At 72.3% G+C, this 15,205-nt stretch carries 13 protein-coding genes; 12 read left to right on the top strand and 1 reads right to left on the bottom strand.

Annotation, left to right across the window (positions count from 1 at the left end):
- Positions 1–81: 81 nt before the first annotated feature.
- Positions 82–1,956 (bottom strand): WD40 repeat domain-containing protein, encoded by a 1,875-nt coding sequence (locus tag Aau02nite_RS10855; protein ID WP_212988212.1) that lies wholly within the window; start codon positions 1,954–1,956, stop codon positions 82–84.
- A 180-nt stretch (positions 1,957–2,136) separates the two neighbouring features.
- Between Aau02nite_RS10855 and Aau02nite_RS10850 the strand changes: the two genes are divergently transcribed.
- The 12 genes from Aau02nite_RS10850 to Aau02nite_RS10795 are packed head-to-tail and all read left to right on the top strand — an operon-like array spanning position 2,137 to position 15,185.
- Positions 2,137–2,460, top strand: coding sequence for a hypothetical protein (locus Aau02nite_RS10850; RefSeq protein ID WP_246595047.1), 324 nt, complete (start codon positions 2,137–2,139; stop codon positions 2,458–2,460).
- A 17-nt stretch (positions 2,461–2,477) separates the two neighbouring features.
- Positions 2,478–2,783 (top strand): pore-forming ESAT-6 family protein, encoded by a 306-nt coding sequence (locus tag Aau02nite_RS10845; RefSeq protein ID WP_212988210.1) that lies wholly within the window; start codon positions 2,478–2,480, stop codon positions 2,781–2,783.
- A 13-nt stretch (positions 2,784–2,796) separates the two neighbouring features.
- Positions 2,797–3,123 (top strand): DUF6507 family protein, encoded by a 327-nt coding sequence (locus tag Aau02nite_RS10840; protein ID WP_212988209.1) that lies wholly within the window; start codon positions 2,797–2,799, stop codon positions 3,121–3,123.
- Positions 3,124–3,152: 29 nt separating this feature from the next.
- Entirely contained in the window at positions 3,153–6,191 is a 3,039-nt protein-coding gene (locus Aau02nite_RS10835; protein ID WP_212988208.1) for a hypothetical protein, read from the top strand.
- A 43-nt stretch (positions 6,192–6,234) separates the two neighbouring features.
- Positions 6,235–6,720 carry a DUF6301 family protein gene (locus Aau02nite_RS10830; RefSeq protein WP_212988207.1) on the top strand — a complete coding sequence of 162 codons (486 nt, stop codon included), beginning with the start codon at positions 6,235–6,237 and terminating at the stop codon, positions 6,718–6,720.
- A gap of 7 nt (positions 6,721–6,727) precedes the next feature.
- Positions 6,728–7,129 carry a TY-Chap domain-containing protein gene (locus Aau02nite_RS10825; RefSeq protein WP_212988206.1) on the top strand — a complete coding sequence of 134 codons (402 nt, stop codon included), beginning with the start codon at positions 6,728–6,730 and terminating at the stop codon, positions 7,127–7,129.
- Positions 7,130–7,169: 40 nt separating this feature from the next.
- Positions 7,170–7,412: a hypothetical protein gene (locus tag Aau02nite_RS10820; RefSeq protein WP_212988205.1), complete on the top strand. Its 243-nt coding sequence runs from the start codon at positions 7,170–7,172 to the stop codon at positions 7,410–7,412.
- Entirely contained in the window at positions 7,409–8,728 is a 1,320-nt protein-coding gene (locus Aau02nite_RS10815; protein WP_212988204.1) for an EsaB/YukD family protein, read from the top strand. The genes Aau02nite_RS10820 and Aau02nite_RS10815 overlap by 4 nt, the downstream gene beginning before the upstream one ends.
- A gap of 4 nt (positions 8,729–8,732) precedes the next feature.
- Positions 8,733–9,821 (top strand): nucleotide-binding protein, encoded by a 1,089-nt coding sequence (locus Aau02nite_RS10810; RefSeq protein WP_212988203.1) that lies wholly within the window; start codon positions 8,733–8,735, stop codon positions 9,819–9,821.
- Complete coding sequence (gene eccCa, locus Aau02nite_RS10805; RefSeq protein ID WP_212988202.1) at positions 9,818–13,765, top strand: type VII secretion protein EccCa; 3,948 nt, start codon at positions 9,818–9,820, stop codon at positions 13,763–13,765. The genes Aau02nite_RS10810 and eccCa overlap by 4 nt, the downstream gene beginning before the upstream one ends.
- Positions 13,762–14,133 (top strand): hypothetical protein, encoded by a 372-nt coding sequence (locus tag Aau02nite_RS10800; protein ID WP_212988201.1) that lies wholly within the window; start codon positions 13,762–13,764, stop codon positions 14,131–14,133. Before eccCa ends, Aau02nite_RS10800 begins: the two co-directional genes overlap by 4 nt.
- Positions 14,130–15,185 (top strand): DUF6177 family protein, encoded by a 1,056-nt coding sequence (locus Aau02nite_RS10795; protein WP_212988200.1) that lies wholly within the window; start codon positions 14,130–14,132, stop codon positions 15,183–15,185. The genes Aau02nite_RS10800 and Aau02nite_RS10795 overlap by 4 nt, the downstream gene beginning before the upstream one ends.
- The last annotated feature ends 20 nt before the right edge of the window (positions 15,186–15,205 follow it).

Here is a 15,205-nt window from a genome sequence, read left to right as displayed (position 1 = left end):
CAGCCGCGGCCAAAGACAGGCAGAACTTTCTCATGAGCTCACCGTAGGTCCCGGCACGCGAATCGAACTCTTACGAGTCGCTTACCGAAATCGTCGGCTCCCGGGCGCCGCGGGCACCTCCTGCAACCCGCCGGACGAGTGGGTGATCAGGACGGCCGTCTCACCGGGCGTCCAGCGCAGAACGGAGCCCCGGTCGAGGGGCGTGCGGAACGGCAGCTGACGGGCCAGCGTGCCGGAACGGACGTCCCACAAGCGGATCGCGTCCGCGTGCCCGGTGGTCAGCAGACCGCCGGAGGACATGCAGGGCTCGCCGATCACGGCCGGGATGGTGATCGGATCGTGCAGCGGGGCACGCGCAGCGATGTCCAGGACCGTCAGGGCCGAAGTCGCTCCGTGATCGTCCACGGCGACCGCCAGCGCGTGGTCCGGGGTGAGATAGACCTGTGGGCGGTGGGCGGGATAGTCGAACTCCGCGACGTCGGTGAATCTCTTGATCTCGTGGGTCCGGAACCCGGTCGCCCAGCGCAGGTCGAACGTCGCAGCCCTCGGCGTGTACACGATCGACCCCAGGACGTGCGGCGCCCTGGCCCGTGCGCGGACCTCCAGCGTCAGCGCGTCGAGCCGGTAGAGCACGCCGTTGCGGTAACCCTTCGAGCAGGCGGCCAGCACCTCGCCCCGGTCCGTCAGCGGCGCCACGGCCACCACCCGGCCGTCCAGCTCCTCGCTGCGTGCCTCCGGCTCCGGATCACCGACCGTGAACCGCAGCAGGCGCTCGTCGTCACCGACGAACAGCGTGCCGCCGTCGAGCGAGACGCCCTGGCGGCGGTAGATGTTCGGCCTGTCGTCCAGCATCGCCGTGAACAGCGGTGCCGGCCGGCCCCGCTCCCAGACGCAGACGCGGTCCTCACCGGCCGTGGCGAACCGGTCGCCGTCGAACGAGACGGCGATGACGAACCGGGAATGACCGTCGCCCAGCTCGGCGGCTCCGGTCGCACCGGGGCGGAACAGGACCGGGCGGGACTCGAGGCCACTTCCGACGATCGTCTCGCCGACGGCGGACAACCGGATCAGGTGTCCCCGGTGCGTCCAGGTGTGCCGCACCGCCCCGGTCGACGGGTCGAGCTCGCGGCATTCGCCGAACCGGGTGGAGATGACCCGGTCGTCATGGACCAGGGCCGGGCCGGAAGAATAGATCTCCCAGTCGACGGCGGCGGCTGCCGGATCGATCGAGACGGTCGCCCCCCGGGCGTACGCGATCAGGCGCCCGGCCCGGGTGATCCCGGCCAGGGACGCGCCCACCCGGCGTGCCGCCCACAGGCTCCTGGCCCTCGGCTTCTTCGTGCTCGGCGTCCAGCCGAGCACGCGCGGCCCGGCCGCCGCCACCACCACGTCGTGTGCCGCGGAGACGGCCACCGCGCTGACCGGCGCGCGCGGCCCGGTCAGCGTGTGCCGGACCGTCCCGGTCGTCGCGTCCACGACCAGCACGTTTCCCGTACGGCCCTGGTCGGTGCCGACCGCGACCAGCGTCCCGTCCGGCGACACGGCGAGGCAGGTCGCCTTGTCGGGCAGGTCGATCCGCTGCACGGTGCCGTCCACGATCAGCACCAGCACGTACGGCTCGGCGGTGAGCGCCGCGATCGTGCCGCCGCCCATCGCCAGCTGATACACCCGGCCGCCGGCGTCGATCTCCTCCCGCGCCGTCAGCTCCGGCAACATCAGCAGCGTGACCGCATCCGGTCGCTCCTCGGACGCGACAGCCACGAGGTCCCCGTGGGTGGCCACCGCCCTGGCCCGAGGCCCCGTCGTCACCGCACCCGTACCGGTGTCGATCGCGTCGACCCCGGGGTCGACGGCCAGCAGCGTCCGCCCGTCGTCCGTGCCGATGAATGCCGCCGACCCGCTCCGCGCCCGGAACGCGGGAGATCCGTATGCGATGATGCCGTCCCCTTCGGTCACCGGCAGATCAAAACACCCCCGAGATCAGCGGTACGCGGGAGGGCCCGTCGCCACTTTGTCCTCTTCATGCCATCGATGACTTGCGGCGGTCAGTAACCTTGACAGGGTGGTTGCCCGCAAGGCTTCATGAACGGGCGTCACTATCGACCAAACGGGGATGTGGGTTCGATGAAGTTCGACATGGGTTCAGAGACGTTGGGGACACTGCAGACCAAGACCGGTGGCTCCAACCAGGAGCTCGGCAGCCTGATCCAGCAGCTGATCCAGGCGGCGGCGCCCCTGGAGGGCAACTTCAACGGGGCCGGCAAGGCCGCCTTCGACCGGTTCAAGGTGCGCGGTGACGAGATCACCAGCGACCTCAACCGGGCACTGGCGGCCATCCTCGGCGGCATCGGCGGCATGGACTCGTCGTTCCGCGAGGGTGAGCAGGACATGGCCGCCAACGCCGGGAGCACCGAGGGTGCCGCCAACTTCGACGCCGCGCGTTTCGGCGCAGGCCGCTGAGACAGAGGGAGACTCCGATGGCTTCTGACCGGCGCAGCTTCGACATGGCCACCTCCAGCGAGGCGCAGAGCAACCTCCAGTCCGTCGTGGCGCGGCTCGAGGTGCTGATCAACGACCGCGACGCCGCGGTGAAGGCGGCGATGGCCGACTTCCTGGCCGACGGCGTCGCCGACCAGTACCACGACAAGGAAGTGCGGTGGAACACCGCCGCCAGCGAGGTGCGGACGATCATCACGCTGATCAAGACCACGCTGCAGCAGAACGACGACACGGCACAGACCACGCTGTCGCGGGCCCGGGCCGCGGTCGACAGCATCGGCTGACCCGGCGGTCGCGATGAGCAAGTGGGACATCGACCCGCCGGGCGTCTCGGGCGTGGTCACCCGCACCGGTGAGCGGGCCGGTGGCTTCGACACGGCCAGGACGGCCATGGGCAACGCGCTGAGCGGCGCCGCCGGCTCGTGCGGTAGCGAGATCGTCGCGGGCGCGCTCGCCGGTTTCGCCCAGCACATCAGTCCGTCGATCGACGGGGTCACGCAGCTCACGGGGCGCATCCTGACCGCCGCGGTCGACGCGACCAAGGCCTATGTCGCGGGCGATCTGGAGATGGCCGCGACGGCGCAGTCCAACGCCGGCGCCGCGCCGCCGGGCAACTTCAACTGAGCCACGGCCACAGATGTACGGGGGAGAACGTGGTCATCAAGCCGGACGCCATCCCGCAGTTCAGCGGGGATCTGGGCGCCGTGGAAACGCAGGCGACCGCGCTGAACGCCGCCGGCAGCGATTTCCGGCTGACCGGGCAGGAGGTGCACTCCACCTGGCAGGGATTGTCGGCCTTCTACGAGGCGCCTGAGGCGGCCACGCTGTTCGGCGCGACCGTGCGGGTGCGCAACGACGCCGACACCGTCAGTGACGACGTGCAGGAGGTCGCGTCCGCGCTGACGCAGTACGTGCAGGTCATGCGCCCGATCGTGGCCCGGCTCTCGGCGCTGCAGTCGGAAGCGCGGACGTTCGTCGCCGGCATCGACGGCGACGACGACTGGCGCTCCGACGAGGGCAAGGTCAACCAGAACAACGACCTGATCCGGCAGGTCGACACCCAGCTGGCGGCGATGATGGCCGCCGAACGGCAGGCGGCCAACCGGATCAACCGGTTGTTCGGCGGCACCCAGTGGGTGGTGGGTGACGGCAGCGGCAACCCGAACGCGTACGGCTTCGACGCCGGCGCGCTGCCGGCCGAGGCGGAACGGCCGTGGGGCACCTCGGAAGAGCGCGACCTGCCCTGGTATCAGGACGGGTGGAACTTCGTGGTCGGGGACTACAAGGGGTTCTTCGTCGACGGTCTCTGGGGCGACGTCACCGGCCTGTTCGGGTTGGTCAACTTCTTCGACTGGGACACGTTCTCCGCCTCGTGGGGTGGCTTGTGGACCTTGACCGGTGGGGTGTTCACCGACCCGGCGAAGACGGGCGAGGCGTGGAAGGAGTTCGGCAAGGGTCTGGTCGCCTGGGACACCTGGTCGGAGGACCCGGGCCGGGCGTTCGGGCTGGTGGTGTACAACGTCTTCACGCTTCCGCTGGCCCCGGCGAAGGTGGGCGCCCTCGGCAAGGGCGGCAAAGCGGCGGGGGCGGTGGCCGAGGGCGGCGCTGACGCGGCCAAGGCGGCCGAGGCGGCGCGGCTGACCGCGGCGGGCAAGGTCCTCGACGAGTTCGGTGACGTGGCGGACGTGGGCAAGGTCGACAGCCTCCCGACGGTGGCCGATCTCGCCACGCAGGTCGATCTGCACCTGGGTGACGTCCTCAAGGCCAACCCGGACCTGCAGCGGGCGTTGCAGGACGCCGACGCGCTGGCCCGGGTGGAGGCGCCTGCGCGCGTCGACGCTCCGGAGGCGCGGACCCGGGTGGACGAGCCGGCGCTGGTCGGAGCGGGCCGCAACGGTGGCACGGACCTGGCCCCGCCACGCACCGGCGGCGGCGCTGATCTGCCTCCGCCGCGCACCGGCGGCGGTGACGGTCCTCCGCCCCGTGTGAGCGGTGACGGGCCTCCGCCCCGTGTGGGTGGGGGCGACGGTGCTGATGCTCCTCCTCCGCGGGTCGGCGGTGGCGGTGGCGGCATCGATGCACCGGCGCCGCGTACCGGTGACGGGGCCGAGGTGCCCACGCTGCGTCCTGGAGACGGGGCCGAGGTGCCTACGCCGCGTACCGGTGATGGTGGCGAGCTGCCCGGCGGGCCGGGCCGCGACGGAGAACCGGGCCTGCCGGACACTCCCGGCCGCACCGGTGACCCTGACCCGCTCAACCCCGGCCGGACGGTCGACGACCCGCCGGGACCCGACCGCGACGCCCAGGACGCGCCCGCCAATCCGGCCGACGACGATCCCACGGGCAGGCCCGGCGACCCGGCCGACGACGGCCCCGGCGCGCCGGACCGCTCCCCGGAACAGCCGGCAGGCGACCGGACTCCGGGCGACGTCCGCGCCGACCTGGACGCCACCGGCCGGGATGTCGACAGCACGACCGATACCGGCCGGGACGTGGACGACACGACCGACGGCCGTGCAGCCGATGAAGCAGGGCAGGGCGCCGGCGACGGGAGCGGTGGGGGACGGGCCGCCGACGACGGCGCCGGGCGAGCCGACGGAGACACGGCCGGCGGAAGCCGCGCGGACGACACCGGCACCAGGCCCCTGCGGCCCCACGAGGATCCGGAGAACCCCGGCCATTACAAGTTCGCCGAGGACGTCACGCCGGCGATCCGCGACACCCGGTACGGCCGCACCCTCTACGAGGGCCCGGACGGGAAGTGGCACGCCGACGGCGACTCGATGACCGACGGCTCGTCCCGTCGTGACAACGGTCAGCTGGTCGACAGCCGGGGACACTTTCTCGATGACAACAACCGTCCGAAGGACGGTATCGACGCTCCCTCCGTGGTGGACACCGCCAACAAGGAGAAGCCCCTCAAACTGCCGAAGCCCGAGCTGCAGGACGACCTGGCCAGAGACGTGCAGGCCAAACTCGACGCACGCACGAAGCTCGGCGACGACATGCGCAGCAAGTGGGACACGGACCTCGCCGAGATCGTCAAGAAGATCAACGGGGACCAGGAGTTCATCGAGGCAGGCTTCAAGATCGACCCGAGCACGATGAGCAGCGATCTGCTCAAGGAGGCGGTGGTCAAGGCTGAGGACCTGCTGTCCACCGAGGAGCTGTTCAAGCTGGAGAACTCCGGCAAGGAGTGGCTCAGTCTGCGTCAGCAGTACAGTGACGCGAGCGAGCGGCTCGGCGCGGTGGGGGGCAACCTTCTCGAGGACCGGATGTTCCCGGGATCCCAGCGGCTCACCGGCGGTGACCTGGCCAAGGGTACGCCCGGCAACTTCGACCGGATCCTGCTCGACAAGGACGGCAAGCTCGTCATCATCGAGGAGAAGGGCCCGCGCGCCGACCTGGGCTCGGCCCGGGCCACCGATCCGAACAAGCCGGATGCGCCCAAGATCAAGGCGGAGCAGGGCAGCCCCGAGTACCTGCGGGAGATCCTGAGCAAGGACGAGAAGCTCGCCAAGGCCCTCGAGGACGAACCGGAGCTGCGGGAGCTGGTCGAGAAGGCCGTCCGGGAGAACAACGTGCGCTATCTCGTCGCCCGGACCACCGAGACCGGCACCGTCACCGTCAAGGACTTCGTGCTCGACGCGCAGCGGTGGCATCCCTGGTCAGCCAGTGTGAAAGAATTCTGAGGATGTCCGGCGAACCCGTGAATACCGGCAGGAGTGGTGATCAGTGACGGCGCATGTCACGCTCGACAAGGACGCGCTGCGGTCTCTGCTGACCGCCGTACGTGACACGTCGTGGTCCTGGACCGAGGACGGGGTGCCCGCGCTGGCCGAGCGGTTCGGCTGGACCCTGGTGGAAGTGCTGCCGGGTATGGGCGCGGTGGCCGACGCGGGTCACGGGCTCGGCGCCAAGGCGTTCCGGCTGAATTTCGAGCAGGGCGGGGTCTGGCAGGTCTCCATGCGCATCACGTCGCGGGTCGCTGAGAAAGACCCCGCCGATCAGGCGTTCCTGGAAGAGGTCTTCGCCGGCGTGCAGGAGGTCGGCGCGGACGTCTTCGGCAGCCCGGCGACTCCGCACCCCTCCACCGTGCCGCAAGTGCGGTGGCGTGGTGAGCAGACGACGCTGGCCGTCCGGAATCTGAAAGTCGCGGTCACCCTGACCTGGGCGCCCAACGCCTCCCAGGATGCCGTGGACGCCGCGGACCAGGGGTGAGATGCCGATGACGTCGCCGACCTGGCAGGAGCTCACCCGGACTGTCGCGGAGCGTCTGACACGCCTCGACGACGGCGATGTCCTGAGCCTGCAGCACGGAGACTTCTACACCCAATGTCAGATGGCCGAGGTGTGGCTGCACGCGGAGGCCGTCTCCAATCATCACCTGCCGCCGGAGCATCAGCTCTCCGCCGAGCAGGAGGAGCGGCTGCGGGCCGACGGCTGGCTGCCGCCGGACCCGCCGAACAACTCCAACTGGCACGTCAAGGTGCCGGTGCTGGCGCCGATGCCGCTGTCCGATGACGAGGGCGCGCGCCTGGCGCAGATGATGGTCGGCGCGTTGCGGGACGTGTTCAAGATCGATAGTCCTGACCTGGTGCAAGGCAAAGCATTCAACGCCTTCTACTGAGCGGGCCTTCTCACGACGAAGAACACCTGGGGAGGCGTTCGTGTCGCGCGACTTCGACGCGCAACTGCTGGAGTCCGTGGCGGTACGTCGGCGCCGGCTGCGCGACGCGCTGCTGTGGGGATCGCTGCGCACCCGCAGGTCCGCGCCGGAGATCATGACCCGGCTGCTCGCGGGCGCCGCCGTGGCGGCCGTGCTCTGCGCCGGCTGCGTCGGCTGGTCCTTCCTGCAGGAGCAGCTGGCCAAACGGGCCGAGCAACAACAGCAACAGCAGGTGGGGCGATGAGCTCGCCCTACACGCGGGTCACGCTGGTGGGTGCCGGGCGCCGCGTCGACATGGTGCTGCCCGCCGCGGAAACGGTCGGCCGGCTGCTGCCCGATCTGCTCACCGTGGTGGGGGAGCCGCCGGCGCACCCGGCTCGGCTGCGCCGGCTGGTCACCGCGGGCGGCACGGTGCTCGCCGACGGCGACACCCTGGCCGGTGCGGAGATCGCCGACGGTACGGTGCTCCGGCTGGCCGGCGCGGAGGATCTGCCGCCGGCGCCGGTCATCCATGACGTCACCGAGGAGACGGCCGACGACCTCGCGCTGCGCGCCACCCGGTGGGGGCCGCAGAGCCGGCAATGGGTGGCCGTCACCATGTTCGGTGCGGTCGTCGCGGTCGCGTTGCTGCTGCTCGTCCTGCGCACGGACGCCCTGGCCGGCGCCGTGATCACCACCGTGACCGGCGCGGTGCTCGCGCTCGCCGGGGTGGCGTGCGGTGCTGCCCGCCGGCCGTTGGGCATCGCCCTGCTCGGCGGGGCCGGGACCGCGCTGACGATCGGGGCGTGGGCCTTCGCCGACGCGTACGCCTGGCCGCCGCTCTGGCGGGTGGTCGCGGTCAGCGCCGCGCTCGGTGTCACTGTCGCCGCGGCCGGGTTGAATGTCGCTTCCGGCCGGGCGGCGTTGCTGGGCGGCGCCGGGATCCTGGTGCTCGCAGCGATCTGGGCCACGGGCGCCACCGCCGGGCTGCCCCGGGACCGTCTCGGCGCCGTGCTCGCGGTCGTCCTGGTCCTGACCATCGGGGTGCTGCCGCGGTTCGCGCTGGCGTCGTCCGGGCTGGCGATGCTCGACGACCGCCGGGTCGAGAACCGGCCGGTGGCGCGCCGGGACGTCCGCACGGCACTGGCCACGGCCCACGGGTCGTTGATCATCACGGTGCTCGCCGTCGCCGTCTCGGCGGTGTTCGCGGGATGGCTGCTGGCGTCGCGGCCGACGTACTGGACGGTGTCGCTGGCGAGTGTGCTCGCCGTGGTGATGCTGGTCCGCGCGCGGATGTATCCGCTGTCCGCGCAGGTGATCGCTCTGCTGGGCGCGGCGACGGGCATCCTCGGCGTGCTGTGGTGGCGCTGGGCGAGTGGCACCACGCTGCCCGGGCCGCTGGCGGTCGCCGCGGCAACGCTGACCCTGCCCGTCGTCGTGCTGACCCGCGACCTGCCGGAACACACTCGGGCCCGGCTGCGCCGCCTCGGCGACGTGGTCGAGTCGGTCGCCGTGGTGGTCCTGCTGCCGCTGGTACTGGGCGTGTTCGGCGTCTACCCCCGGCTGCTCGAGGTGTTCTGAAGCGATGACCGACGAGAACTGGCAGGCGCAGCTGCTGCGCTCGATGGACCCGGCGATGACACCCGCCGATCGCACCGACAGCCCGGCCGGCCCGGCTTCAACGGCCGCCGGGCCGGCGACCGGTCCCGTCCCGGCGCCGCCGCCATCGGTCTTCCACGCCGGCACCGCCATCGACACCGACGAGCAGACCGCCACGCTGCACCGCAACGCCGGCGTGCACGGCGACCCGCTGGTCCGCCGGTGGATCGGCACGCTGCGGACCGCTCTGGGCCGGCAGGCCACCCACGAGATCGAGGAACTGGCCGGTCTGGCCGAGCGCGCCAACCTGCCGATCACCACCGGCCGGCGGATCACCGTGGCCGGCGTGCGCGGCGGATCGGGCAAGAGCACGGTCAGCGCGCTGCTCACCACGACGCTGGCCGGGGTACGCCGGGACCCGGTGCTGGCCGTGGACGCCGACCCCGACGCCGGGTCGTTGCCGCTGCGGCTCGGCCCGCTCGGCGTCGGCGTGCGGACCGCCTCCGACAACGGCATCGCCCAGGTCTCGGCGTTCGACCAGATCGCGCGCCATCTCGCCCGCACGGTCACCGGCGTGTGGCTGTGGCGGCGGGCGTTGTCCGCCGCTCTGGGACGCCAGGACGAGGCCCACGCGGCGCTGTTGCTGCGCGACCGGGTGCGCTTCCTCGGCCGCTACTTCGCGGTCACCGTGGCCGACCTCGGTGCCGGCCTGCACGGCGCGGCGAACCGGGCGCTGATCACCGACTCGCACGCCGTGGTGCTGACCGGCGCGGCGACCCTGGACGGAGTGCTGGGCGCCGACGCCGCGCTGCGCCGTCTCGGTGAGGACTTCGGCGACGGCCTGCTGGCCCGTACGGTGCTGGTGCTGAGCACCACAGTGCCCGGACCGCTCGGCGTCGACCTGCGGGAGGCCGCCGACCGGCTACGGGCCTACGGCGCCGCCGTGGTGGTGCTGCCCTACGACCGTCACCTCGCCCTGGGCGCGGCGATCGACCAGCGGCGCATCGGCACCGCGACCCGGACCGCGGCGCTCCGGGTCGCAGCCGAGACGATGGACCGGGCCATCCGCGGATGAGCACGCGCATCGTGCACCGTCCGGCCCGCACGGTACGGCCGCTGGCCCCCCGGCAGCCGCAGAACGTGGCGGCGCCGCCGACGCTGCCGGACGGCCACTCGGGCGGCAACTTCGCCCAGATGCTGCTGCCGGTCGGCGGTGTGCTGTCCTCACTGACCATGATGGTGCTGTTCCGCGGCACCGCGATGATCGGCATCGGGGCGGTGCTGCTGGTGGTGACCATCGGCGGTGTCGGCGTCATGCTGCTCACCCAGCGCGGCAAGGCTGGTCGCACCCGTCGCCGGCAACGCGAACGCTACCTGGACTACCTCGAGGAACTGCGCGAACAGCTCCTGGCCGACGAACGTCTCAGCGCGGCCGAGGCCCGGTTGCTGCACCCACCGCCGCAGGCCCTGTTCGACGTCATCCGGGACCCGGCCCGGCTGTGGGAACGCCGCCGCATCGACCGCGACTTCCTGTCCGTACGCGTCGGCACCGGCACCCTCCCGGTCATGCCGCTGCACATCGAGGACGACGGCAGCCCGCTCACCCCGACCGACCCGTTCATGCTGGCCGAGGCGAAGGCGCTGGTGCGCCGTTACGGGGCCGCGCCCGCGCTGCCCCTGGTGGTGCCGCTGGACCGGATCGGCAACGTCAGCATCATCGGGCCCCGCCCGGACGTGCTGGAACTGCTCCGCGCCCTGATCGTGCAGGCAGCGGCCCTGCACGCCCCCGACGACCTGCGCATCGGCCTGGCCTGCCCGCCCGCGCTGATCGCCGACTGGCAGTGGCTGAAGTGGCTGCCCCACCTCGTGGACGCCGACCTGCGCGACGGACCGGTCGCGGCCCGCCGTATCGCCTCCGCCCCGGCCCAGCTCGCCGAGCTGGTGGCCGGCCAGCTGCACCAGCACTCGGCTCTGGCTTCCGAACTGGCCCGCAGCGGTTCGAACACCGCCGCCATCACGCTGCTGCCCCGACTGATGCTCATCCACGACACCTACGGCGAGATCGCGCAGGACGTGGCCGTTCCGGACCAGGCGATGACCGCGGCGGCGCTCGGGGTGACCGTGCTGCACCTGGTGCAGGACCGGCTGCAGGAGCCCGGCGAAGTGGCCCTGCGGATCACCGTCGCCGACGGTGGCGTGTTCGTCGAGGACCTGCGGCCGACGACCGTCGCCGAGGCCCGCGGCAGCCGCGACCGGTGCGATCCCTCCACCGCCGAAGGACTGAGCCGGATGCTGAGCCCGCTTCGGCTCTCCCGGGAATCCGTCCGCGAGTCCGGCGGCGGTGACCGCGGCGACCTGCCCGATCTGCTCGGCCTGGCTGACGCGCGCCACCTTCCGTTGCCCGCCCTGTGGCGCCCGCGCAGCGAACGCGACCTGCTGCGCGTACCCATCGGGATCGACGAGGCCGGCGAGCCGGTGCTGCTCGATCTGAAGGAGGCGGCCCAGCTGGGCATGGGACCGCACGGGCTGTGTGTCGGCGCGACCGGTTCCGGCAAGAGCGAGCTGCTGCGCTCGCTGCTCCTGGCCTTGCTGACCACGCACTCGCCGGACGTGCTGGCGATGGTGCTGATCGACTACAAGGGCGGCGCGACGTTCGCCCCGCTGGCCGGGGCGCCCCACGTCGCCGGGGTGATCACCAACCTGGAAGACGACGAGGTGCTCATCGAACGGGTGCACACCAGTCTCGCCGGTGAGGTGCAACGCCGTCAGCAGGCCCTCAAGGACGCCGGCAACGTGGCCAACATCGCCGACTACGCGGCCCTGCGCGAACGCCGCCCGGAGCTGCCCGCCCTGCCGTACCTCCTGGTCATGATCGACGAGTTCGGTGAGCTGCTGAAGTTCAAGCCGGAGTTCGTCGAGCTGTTCCTGTCGATCGGCCGGATCGGGCGCAGCATCGGCCTGCACCTGCTGCTGAGCAGCCAGCGCATCGAGAGCGGCAAACTGCGCGGCCTGGAGACCTACCTGTCGTACCGGCTGGGCCTGCGCACGCTCTCCGAGGGCGAGAGCCGTACGGTGCTGGAGACCCCGGACGCCTACCATCTGCCACCATTGCCGGGATACGCCTACCTTAAGGTGGACACCACCGTCTACCGCAAGTTCAAGGCCAGCTACGTCTCCGGCCCGTACCGCGGCCCGGCGGAGCAGGACACCACCACCGAGCATCCGCGGCCGCTGCCGTACCCGGCGTACAACTTGCTCGGCAGCAACGACGCCCCGGCCGGCGGCCCGGCCATGCCGGTGCGCAGCACCGCACCGACCCTGCTCGACGTGATCGCCGGCCAGCTGGAGGGCGCCGCCGAGCCCGTGCTGCAGATCTGGCTGCCGCCGCTGCCGGACGCCCTCACCCTGGACCGGCTCGGCGGCACCCCGGTCATGACCGCCGACCGCGGCCTGCACCTGCCGGGCCGTCCCGGCCGGATGCGGGTGCCCATCGGCCTGCTGGACGACCCCGCCCGCCAGCGGCAGGGGTCGTGGATCCTCGACCTCACCACGGCCGGCGGCCACGTGGCCATCATCGGCTCGCCCCAGTCCGGCCGCAGCACCCTGCTGCGCACCCTGGTCACCTCGCTGGCGCTGACCCACACCCCGCGCGAGGTCTCCGTCTACGCCATCGACCTGACCGGCAACACTCTCGGGCCGCTCGCGCAGCTGCCGCACGTCGGCGGCGTCGCCGGGCGCACCGACACCGAACGGGTCCGGCGCACCCTGCAGGAGGTCCGCGCGATGCTCGACGAGCGCGAGCAGGCGTTCCGCGACCACGGGATCGACAGCGTCGAGGCGATGCGCGAGCTGCACGCCGCCGGCCGGCTGCCCGAGCTGCCCTCGGCCGACGTGGTGCTGGTCATCGACGGCTTCGGCCACATCGCCGGCGAGTTCGAGCCCTACGAGCCCCTGGTGGCCTCCCTGCTGCAGCGCGGCGGTGGCTACGGCGTGCACGTCGTGGCGTCCATGCTGCGCTGGCACGACGTGCGGATCGCCCTGCAGTCCACCATCGGCACCCAGATCGAGCTGCGCCTGAGCGACTCGGCCGACTCGGCGATCGACCGCAGGATGGCGAAGGTTCTGCGCGACGCGCCACCGGGGCGGGCGCTGACCGCCGGCAAGCTGTTCGCCCACGTGGCGCTGCCCCGCATCGACGCGCAGGCCGACGACCAGGGCCTCGGCGCCTCGATCACCGCCATCGCCCGGGCCCTGCGCGCCTCCTGGCACGGCCCGGTCGCCCGGCCGGTACGGGTGCTGCCCGCCCGGCTGGGCATCGACGAGCTCACCCCCGCGGACGGCTCGTCCGCCGTACCCATCGGCCTGGACGAAGCCACCGCCCAGCCGGTCTCGTTCGATCTGTTCGGCCGCGACCCGAATCTGGTCGTGCTCGGCGACGGCGAGTGCGGCAAGACGAACCTGCTCACGCTGATCGCGAGCCGCCTGGTCAAACAGCACACCGACGAGGAGCTGGTCTTCGCGGTGGTCGACCCGCGCCGCGGCCTGAACGGCGTCGTGCCCGACAGCCACCTCGGCGGGTACGCGCACAACGCCCTGCTCGCCGGCCGGCTGGCCGGTGCCGTGGCCGCCCAGCTCGAACAGCGACAGAACGGCACCGCACCCGGCGACCCGGCGACCTGGCCGCACATCGTGCTTCTCGTCGACGACTACGACATCCTCACCGCGTCGTCGCAGCCGCTGGCCCCGCTGCAGCCCTACCTCGCGGCCGGCGACGACCTGCGCTTCCACGCCGTGATCGCGCGCCGGGTGGCCGGCGCGTCGCGGGCCCTGTTCGAGCCGTTCCTGCTGACCCTGCGCGAGAGCGGCTCCACCGGCCTGTTGATGACCGGCGACCGCAGTGAGGGCAAGCTGCTCGGCGACGTGTACCCCCGCGCGCTGCCACCCGGCCGCGGCCAGTGGATCCGCCGGGGCGAGCCGGTACGCCTCATCCAGACCGCACTGCTCCGGGAGAACTCATGACCTACGACGTCATCGCCCTGACCCGGCGGACCCCCGACCCGCAGGCCATCATCGCCGGCATGCGCGCCGCCGGTGACGAACTGCGCGTGCGGCAGACGGCGAACGGCGCCGTCATCCAGCTCTGCGACGACCAGGGACGACCGCTGGTCTCCCTGGAGACCCCCGTGCTGGTCCAGGTGCCCGGCGAGATCGACCGGCTGCTCGGCCCCGGCTACGGCGACCGGCTCGGCCTGCCGGTGTGGTGGATCGAGGCCCGCGCGCCCAGCGGCCGTCCCGAGGCCGAGGCCCTGGCCCGCCGCTTCGCCGCCGAGCTCGCCCGCCGCCTCGACGGCCTCGTCTGGCCCGCCACCGCCCAGGAGCAACCGTGACGACCACCAGCACCCACCCCGCCGTCGACCTGCGCACCGACCGTGTCGCCGTGGTCATGCAGGACCGTCCGGTCGTCGCCCTGACCAGCTGGCTCGCCGACGTCATCCGGATCTGCAGCGAGAACGGCAAAGGCCTGCAGCTGGTCACCCCCGCGACGAACCGGCTCACCACCGCCCTGTACGGGGCGCTCAACGGACCCGACACGCGCTGGGTGGTGCACAGCTCGGACGGCCACCACGACGGTCGCACCGGCCGGCCCCTGGCCTGGAACGGCGAAGCGTTCACCACCTTGGAGTCGCCGCCGCTGGCCGTCGCCTACACCAGCGGTCCACCCGCACCGGCCTGGCACCACACCATCGCTCTGCAGATCCGTCACCCGGCCACCACGGCCCTGCTGCTCGGCGGCGCACTCGAGCAGATAGCCACCACCCTCACCGAACGCCCGCCGGCCGGCTGGGGAGCCGCGGAACCGGCCACCCAGCCGTGGGACCGCGCCGACTTCACCGACCTGTGCCGGCAGCGCGCGCCGCGCGGCACCTGGCTGTGCACGGTCGGCGCCTCAGGGCCCGGCGCCCTGGTGGACGGTCCGTTGCTGGCCACCACGGTGGTCAGCCGCACCTCCACCGTGGTCCTGGAGACGGTCCGCTGCACGGTCGTGCACTCCCAGCCGTTGCAGGCCGCCGACCTCACCCCGCTGATGGCCGTCCTCGCCGGGGCCTACGACATCCGGCAGGCACTGGTCCAGCAGTATCCGGGCGAGCCGGACGCGACCCGGAGCGCCCACTGGACCGGCCTGAGCTCGCCCCTGGGTCTGCTGGCCGGCGCGGAAGCGACCGGCGGTCGCCCGGACCGCGAACTGGTCGGGATCGGCGAGCTGCAGCAGACGCCGATGGCGGAGTCGCGCTGGTACGAGCTGCGCGACGCCGGCGAGGACCCGGCCCAGGCCTGGAGCCGTCTCGAACAGGTGATGGCGCACCTGATCACGCCGGGTATGACGCCGGACATGCCGCGCGAGTGGGGCGGGATGGAGAGGCCCGACAAGGCCCCCTGACGAGGGCGGTCCGACTGCGG

The sequence above is a fragment of the Actinoplanes auranticolor genome (assembly GCF_018332655.1).
GTDB lineage: Bacteria > Actinomycetota > Actinomycetes > Mycobacteriales > Micromonosporaceae > Actinoplanes > Actinoplanes auranticolor.
The sequence above is the reverse complement of the archived record's forward strand: the minus strand, read 5'-3'. Positions and strand labels throughout refer to the sequence as shown.

Bases quoted from the DNA above. Each gene is read 5' to 3' on its own strand.
- Aau02nite_RS10850 (WP_246595047.1), top strand. From the start codon at position 2,137: ATGGGTTCAGAGACGTTGGGGACACTGCAGACCAAGACCGGTGGCTCC.
- Aau02nite_RS10845 (WP_212988210.1), top strand. From the start codon at position 2,478: ATGGCTTCTGACCGGCGCAGCTTCGACATGGCCACCTCCAGCGAGGCG.
- Aau02nite_RS10840 (WP_212988209.1), top strand. From the start codon at position 2,797: ATGAGCAAGTGGGACATCGACCCGCCGGGCGTCTCGGGCGTGGTCACC.
- Aau02nite_RS10825 (WP_212988206.1), top strand. From the start codon at position 6,728: ATGACGTCGCCGACCTGGCAGGAGCTCACCCGGACTGTCGCGGAGCGT.
- Aau02nite_RS10815 (WP_212988204.1), top strand. From the start codon at position 7,409: ATGAGCTCGCCCTACACGCGGGTCACGCTGGTGGGTGCCGGGCGCCGC.
- Aau02nite_RS10810 (WP_212988203.1), top strand. From the start codon at position 8,733: ATGACCGACGAGAACTGGCAGGCGCAGCTGCTGCGCTCGATGGACCCG.
- eccCa (WP_212988202.1), top strand. From the start codon at position 9,818: ATGAGCACGCGCATCGTGCACCGTCCGGCCCGCACGGTACGGCCGCTG.
- Aau02nite_RS10800 (WP_212988201.1), top strand. From the start codon at position 13,762: ATGACCTACGACGTCATCGCCCTGACCCGGCGGACCCCCGACCCGCAG.